The sequence below is a fragment of the Neptuniibacter sp. UBA6509 genome, from assembly GCA_002435145.1.
Taxonomy (GTDB): domain Bacteria; phylum Pseudomonadota; class Gammaproteobacteria; order Pseudomonadales; family Balneatricaceae; genus Neptuniibacter.
The window spans coordinates 20,061-26,335 of the sequence record DJLT01000113.1; the positions used below are offsets into that span (position 1 = coordinate 20,061).

Below are 6,275 nucleotides of genomic sequence, written 5' to 3' on the forward strand. Positions count from 1 at the left end.
CTCATTTCAAAGCGCATCAGAACAAAAGCCATACGCAGATAAATCTCATACTGAGATAGAACAGCAACGAGCGGCGGATACAACGTCGCCTATGTTAAAAAAACTAATTTCGCTTAAAGGCTGGAACGCCAGATACCGCGAAATAATGTTGCAAGGGAAACAGTTATCAAATCTGCCAGAAGAATTTAAAAATACGACTAATCTTGTCAAAGGTTGTGAGAGTAACACTTGGTTAGTTCATAAATTATCGCAAGATAAAACACTACTCTTATCAGCAGACTCAGATGCACGTATTATTAGAGGCATCCTAGCGCTTGTTATCGAGATTTTTAATCACAAAACAGCCGCAGAGATAAAAGAAATCGATATTGATAAAGTTTTCAGCGAACTTTCTCTCCAACAGCACTTAAGCCCTTCTCGAGGAAACGGTATTCGTGCAGTCGTTGATAGAATTTATCAAATTGCTGAAGATAACATTTAACATTCTTGATATTCACGTATAAACCTTTTAATTGGAGCCACAATGAGCAATTTTACCGATGTTTCCTTCCTTAATACTGTTTTTGGAAACGAACAAGGGGATTTACAAAACCCTAATTGGGAGAAATCAGGAAAGCAGCTTCACCTCATTCAAGAGGAATTAGCTGAGCTTGTTGAAGGTATCGAGAACAAAGACATTTCTGAGATCCGTGATGCCGTTGCAGATATCCTCGTTGTTACCTACGGTATGGCACACATTATGGGTATCGATGCAGATAAAGATATGGCCGCTGTACAAGCAAGTAACCTATCTAAGCTATGTAAAACAGAGAAAGAGATCGAAGATACCTTAGCATTCTATCGCGATGAAAAGGGACTTGAAGTTTATGCTGGCGGCGAGATCCCAGAAGCATACATTAAGTCTTCAAAGGATCAGACTGGCTCAGATGGTAAATTTTACCCCGCACACAAATTTCTAAAAAATACTAACTGGCATGAACCCGTGTTAAGCTGATTAATAGCTATCTCAGCTCCCCTTTTTTTAACAAACGGAATTGTTTATGCCTACATACGTTTATAGCATTGAAGCCCTAGGGGGCGTCATTGAAGTACAACACACAACGGCACTAACTCCGAAAAATTGGGGAGAGCTTTGCCTACTAGCAAAGCTAGATCCTTTAGACATACCTGAATCTGCAGAAATATCTAAACTCATCTCAACAACGGGCATTCCCAAAAACGCATTTAAAAAACCTCTGCCGGCTGCATGTAATACCGGTTCTGATTGTCCAAGCTGTGGTTTGTGCGGCGAGCCGATACAAATCAATTAAAGTTTGTCTGATTTTAGCCCTTACATTTTTATCCTCTAGAATTGAAACTGCATTACAAAAGTTCGATTTCGCTTCTACCCTTTAGAGTAACCCTAGACGTCGGATACCTTGTTATGACATGTAAACGAAAACTGATTCTTCACTGGGCAGAACAAGGGCATATAAAAACCGAGGATATCCAATCTGCACTTGAGGCATCTGATGCGAATCCAAGCAATCAAGAATGGTTACATTTTTTAAAAAGCAGTTGCCTTTGGCTTGGCATAACAGCGATTGCGGCCGCTATAATCTTCTTTTTTGCTTTTAACTGGCAATCCATCAGCACTTTAACAAAGTTTGCGCTGCTTCAAGGCTTTATGGTCTTTACAACAATAGCTTACTTAAGAGTAACGCCCCTTGAGCGTCCCAGCACAGCCATCACTTTTCTAATCGCCATCCTTACTGGCGCCCTGCTGGCGCTAAGCGGGCAGATCTACCAAACGGGCGCTGACCCATGGCAACTATTTGCTATATGGGCATTACTGATAACACCGTTTGCACTCCTAAATCACTCAAGTGCACTGTGGATACTTTGGATTCTTCTAATTAATCTAGCATTACTCCTCTACTCCCAAACCTTTAGAGGGCTGTTTGGTTTTCTATTCAGGGAGGAGGAATTACTAGGTATCTTTCTACTGTTTAATACCCTATCGGCCATCGCCTTTGAGGTGATGTTACAGCTGAAAAAACCACCATTAAAAAACAGATACGCACCACAATTATGCCTCTTAATATCCGGTTTTATAGCCACATGGTTAGCTATCTGGGCAATCTTTGATTCTTCAGAACTACAATGGGGTGGACCCGTTTATCTCATCTGGATTGGCACTGTTTTTTATTACTATCGTCACCGGCAATTTGACCTATTCATTCTTTCAGGATGTGTGGGAAGCGGGATTGTTGCTATTAGCTGCTGCCTCATCAACCTTTTAGGAGACGCGATGGATGGTGGAGCATTTTTATTTATCAGCCTAATCATCATTGGCTTGTCGACGTCGGGTGGAATGTGGTTAAAAAAGTTAAGTCAGATTGAGAATTTGCCCAGTACAACAGTCGGTAATTCTGCTGAAGAGGAGCAAATATAATGAATCAATCAGATAAAGATCTTTGGCTCCATTTGCAAAATAAAAACCTAATTGACGGTGATTTTTCAGCAAACGCTATAGACACAACTCCTTGGTACATCAAAACGATGCAAGGCTTTGCAGGCTGGATTGCAGCTCTATTCATGCTCGCTTTTGTTGGAACGCTTTTTGGCACACTATTTTTTAATGATAATGAAATGCTTTTGGGTATAGGCGGACTAGGTTGCTGCATCACCTCCTTCTTAATATTTAAAAACAGAGGTAAAAACAGGGGCCAAGCAAACTTCTTCGAACAACTTGCATTAGCTCTGAGCCTTTGCGGCCAATTTATGATGGCCTGGGCGCTTTTTGAGTTCTTCTCCATGCGAGAAACCACTGTATTTCTCCTTCTTGCTGTCATCCAAGGTGCACTTGCCCTTTTAATGCCAAACTTTCTTCACCGTGTGATAAGTAGTTGGTTTGCAATGGTTGCGCTTTTCTGGGGGCTTAATCAGCAGGGAATTTTTGGTTTAGATAGTGCCATCGCTGCAGCATTATTTACCCTTATTTGGATAAAGGACACCACTGGGTATAAGTACCAATCGATACTCATACCCATTAGCTTTGGATTCGCTATTTCACTTGTACAGTTTAGTGGCCACTTTCTTTTCAGTAACGAATTAGCTGAATTCTTTATGAGAGAAAACCCAAGCTTTTTACAGCACTACGGTCCGACAATCGGCAGTGCCATTCTTGCATTAACTTGCATCTATTTAGTCTTCTGTGTTCTTTCTGAGCAAAAAATAAGTCTTACATCTCGCTCTGGGGTTCTTTCCCTTTCAGGTATTACCTTACTACTAGCAGTCAGTGTTCCTATTACAGGCTTAAGCAGCGCTATACTCATTTTGATCGTTGGCTTTTTAAGGCAGCGCATCACGTTGATGGCCCTAGGTGTCATCGCGCTAATTAGTTTCATTTCTTGGTATTACTACAACCTAGCTGAAACATTACTGATTAAATCTATATACCTGTTTAGCTTAGGCAGCCTATTTCTATTGGTCCTATGGGGTTTACGCTACGTTAATAAATCCCCTAAAGCACATTCATCCAGCATCCAACATCAAGAAAAGAGAAACCTACGTAAATGGCTCACCGTTGGTTGCGTATGTCTTGTTTTAGCTTGTATAAATATTAATATTTATCAAAAAGAATCGGTTATTAATGAAGGGAGAACAGTCCTTCTAGAACTCGCCCCTGTTGACCCTCGCTCACTGATGCAGGGTGATTACATGCGCCTTCGCTATCAAATAGGCAACCAAGTTCATAATGAAGCAGCAGAAAATGAAATCACTGATGGGTATGCAGTCGTTGAGCTAAGCGATCAACAGGTAGCAACATTTATCCAGATCGAAACTGACAAACTTGATGGAAGTGATCAATTAAAACCGAATCAACTTTTTCTACAATTTAGAATACGAGATAGAAGATTAAAATTCGCAACTAATGCCTTTTTCTTTGAAGAAGGATCAGCTGAAAAGTATGAAAAAGCTAAATATGGCGAATTCAAAGTAAGTGATAAGGGTGAGATGTTACTTGTTGGCATGCGTGATAAAAATCACAAACTGTTAGGAAGGAATAACCCCTAAGCACAATAAATATAGAGAAGACCGATACAACAAAAGTGTCAGATCGGCCTCATTTTTTACTCTGGAGTGTAACCTTCAGGTAAAGTTATACCTTTTTCATCTGCACGTTTTTGAATGAGTAAATGGTACTCTGTACGGATCTTGTCACGCTCTTCTGCTGATTTTGCATTTTTAAGTGAAGTACGATGATCTGCGCGCTCCTGTAACGTCACGAGCTGACGAACATTAACTCGCTCTTTTTTATCAGCCGCATAAACACCCATTGCAGGTGTAACTATTAATATTACGCTGAGCATTGATGTTAACAATGATTTGTTCACTGTAGTGACTCCTTGATAAGTAGAGATGCCTATAATTTGCATCTGGAAATATGCGCTTGAACTACATGGCTTTTATATAGCCAACATCCTCAGTCCAATTGCTACTTTTCTATCCTCGGTTAAAAGCCTGAGGATCGTCTGAAGCCGAATAATAACGAAAGACACTATAATAACCAATAGATAACTAAATCTTATCTACTGCCACGTGCCTATGACTTCGAAATTAAGTCATCTAGCTAACTCTACTTCTCTAAGAAACGAGTTAACGCTTGATCGGGTGCATTAACAACATAAATAAATAGGCTTATTTATTTATGTTTTTTATAAAGCTATCTAACTTTTGAGCACTTAAGAGGCAAAAATACTCCTTTTCAGAAACCAAGACTGTATAAAAAGGTTTAAGCAATCAAGAAATTGCCCTAGACTTAAAGAAGGACATTAAGGGGAAGGAATATGAACAAGAAACTTAATCTTATGACAGCCAGCCTAGGCTTTGTTGCTGCCACTATTTTGCCGAGCATTGCCCAAGCAGAAAGTATAAATTACCAGTGTTCTTACACCCATGCAGTGTATACCGCCCCTTTTATGAAAACCCCTGGTACACGAAACTGCCCAGAAGGACGCTGTAGTTATTCAGTGCAAATCAATGGTAATTCTGCAAAAGTAAACGATGTAAGCGGGTTCAGTGTCGAGCAAACAGACACCTCTATCCTTCTGACACGTACTGCGAAAGATCCGGTGATGGGTGGCATGGATACAACAAAGATCACTATATTAAAAAGTGACATGAGTTTTGAAGCGGTTAAAACAACGACGCCATCTGTTGTTTTAACAACAAAAGGCAGCTGCTCTTAATATAAACTGCTTTCAGTACTGACTTAGTGTGACGAAACGTAGTTAGTTTTCTCTTTAACCTATTTAGTAGCTCTATGAATCTAAATGATGTAAAGCTGTTCATTCAAGTCATTGAGCACAATAGCTTCACTGCGGCCGCAGAGAAGCTTGGTATTCAAAAATCTACTATTAGCCGACGTATAGCTCAGTTAGAAGATGAGCTAAGCGTGCGCCTTCTACAACGTACTACGCGGAAGCTTAACTTAACCTCCGAAGGGCAAGAGCTCTTTTCCCGTTGTAGGCCCCTACTCGATGAATTAGCGTCAGTTGAAGATCAGGTCGTATCGAAGCAAGAAGAACCACAAGGTCGGTTACATATCACCATGCCGCCTGAGCTAGGCATTTTTATCATGAATGATATCGTCGCTAGCTTCATGCAAAAATACCCTCTTCTACAAATTGACCTTGAGCTGAGTCCACGTGTAGTTGACCTAGTAGAGGAAGGGATCGATCTCGCTTTACGCGTGGGTGAACTGACTGATTCGAGCCTTATAGGACGAAAAATTGCGGATGCCGAAGTTCAGCTATATGCGAGTAAAGAATACTTGCGCAAAAACGGTACCCCTCAAACACCTGATGACCTTAAACACCATCAATGTATCGGCTCAAAATTAACCTGCCAAAGCTGGACCTTTGAGAACTGGAATGATGGGAAGCCTGTTAATGTTCACTTTAAACTACGAGCAAACAGCCTAAGCTTTTGCAGAGAGATGCTGAGAAAAGATCTAGGCATTGTCACTATGCCTAGAACGCTTTGCAAAGAGGAGATCGCATCAGGCGAGATAGAAGAGATTTTGAGTGACTTTAAAATACCTACGGTTGGCATACACGCCCTCTATCCAAGCAGAAGGCATTTAAACCCAAAGGTCCGTTTATTCATCGATCATCTGCTGACTAATTTAGACAGCCCTGTTTGCTAATTAAGCGGCAGATTCCCATTCAGGAATGACGTCTTCAAACATGCCAAGTAGCGTTTCTATACCCGCCATAGATGCAGCATCT

The 6,275-nt window shown here is 40.8% G+C and carries 8 protein-coding genes; 7 read left to right on the top strand and 1 reads right to left on the bottom strand.

Going from position 1 to position 6,275, the window contains the following annotated elements; genetic code table 11:
* The 5 genes from B4K11_RS14035 to B4K11_RS14055 form a co-directional block, all read left to right on the top strand.
* Nucleotides 1-481: SufE family protein (locus B4K11_RS14035; protein ID WP_292959442.1), on the top strand; the 481-nt coding region annotated here is incomplete at its 5' end.
* Nucleotides 482-523: 42 nt separating this feature from the next.
* Nucleotides 524-994: a nucleoside triphosphate pyrophosphohydrolase family protein gene (locus B4K11_RS14040; RefSeq protein ID WP_292955414.1), complete on the top strand. Its 471-nt coding sequence runs from the start codon at nt 524-526 to the stop codon at nt 992-994.
* Between the two features lie 46 nt (nt 995-1,040).
* A complete protein-coding gene (locus B4K11_RS14045) occupies nt 1,041-1,310 on the top strand; it encodes a zinc ribbon domain-containing protein (RefSeq protein ID WP_292955417.1) in 270 nt (89 codons plus the stop codon).
* A 113-nt stretch (nt 1,311-1,423) separates the two neighbouring features.
* A complete protein-coding gene (locus B4K11_RS14050; protein WP_292955420.1) occupies nt 1,424-2,434 on the top strand; it encodes a DUF2157 domain-containing protein in 1,011 nt (336 codons plus the stop codon).
* Entirely contained in the window at nt 2,434-4,059 is a 1,626-nt protein-coding gene (locus B4K11_RS14055) for a GDYXXLXY domain-containing protein (RefSeq protein ID WP_292955423.1), read from the top strand. Before B4K11_RS14050 ends, B4K11_RS14055 begins: the two co-directional genes overlap by 1 nt.
* Nucleotides 4,060-4,115: 56 nt before the next feature.
* On the opposite strand, the gene B4K11_RS14060 is transcribed toward B4K11_RS14055, so the two are convergent.
* On the bottom strand, nt 4,116-4,379 hold the full coding sequence (locus tag B4K11_RS14060; RefSeq protein ID WP_292955426.1) for a hypothetical protein: 264 nt from the start codon (nt 4,377-4,379) through the stop codon (nt 4,116-4,118).
* A 453-nt stretch (nt 4,380-4,832) separates the two neighbouring features.
* On the opposite strand from B4K11_RS14060, the gene B4K11_RS14065 reads away from it, so the two are divergent.
* Together B4K11_RS14065 and B4K11_RS14070 are read left to right on the top strand one after the other, a co-directional pair.
* Nucleotides 4,833-5,234, top strand: a complete 402-nt coding sequence (locus B4K11_RS14065; RefSeq protein WP_292955429.1) for a hypothetical protein — start codon at nt 4,833-4,835, stop codon at nt 5,232-5,234.
* Nucleotides 5,235-5,308: 74 nt separating this feature from the next.
* A complete protein-coding gene (locus B4K11_RS14070; RefSeq protein ID WP_292955432.1) occupies nt 5,309-6,193 on the top strand; it encodes a LysR family transcriptional regulator in 885 nt (294 codons plus the stop codon).
* Nucleotides 6,194-6,275: the final 82 nt, after the last annotated feature.

What these genes read in the sequence shown, in the direction of transcription:
- B4K11_RS14065 (WP_292955429.1), top strand. Translation starts at nt 4,833, where the DNA reads ATGAACAAGAAACTTAATCTTATGACAGCCAGCCTAGGCTTTGTTGCT.
- B4K11_RS14055 (WP_292955423.1), top strand. Translation starts at nt 2,434, where the DNA reads ATGAATCAATCAGATAAAGATCTTTGGCTCCATTTGCAAAATAAAAAC.
- B4K11_RS14045 (WP_292955417.1), top strand. Translation starts at nt 1,041, where the DNA reads ATGCCTACATACGTTTATAGCATTGAAGCCCTAGGGGGCGTCATTGAA.
- B4K11_RS14040 (WP_292955414.1), top strand. Translation starts at nt 524, where the DNA reads ATGAGCAATTTTACCGATGTTTCCTTCCTTAATACTGTTTTTGGAAAC.
- B4K11_RS14050 (WP_292955420.1), top strand. Translation starts at nt 1,424, where the DNA reads ATGACATGTAAACGAAAACTGATTCTTCACTGGGCAGAACAAGGGCAT.
- B4K11_RS14070 (WP_292955432.1), top strand. Translation starts at nt 5,309, where the DNA reads ATGAATCTAAATGATGTAAAGCTGTTCATTCAAGTCATTGAGCACAAT.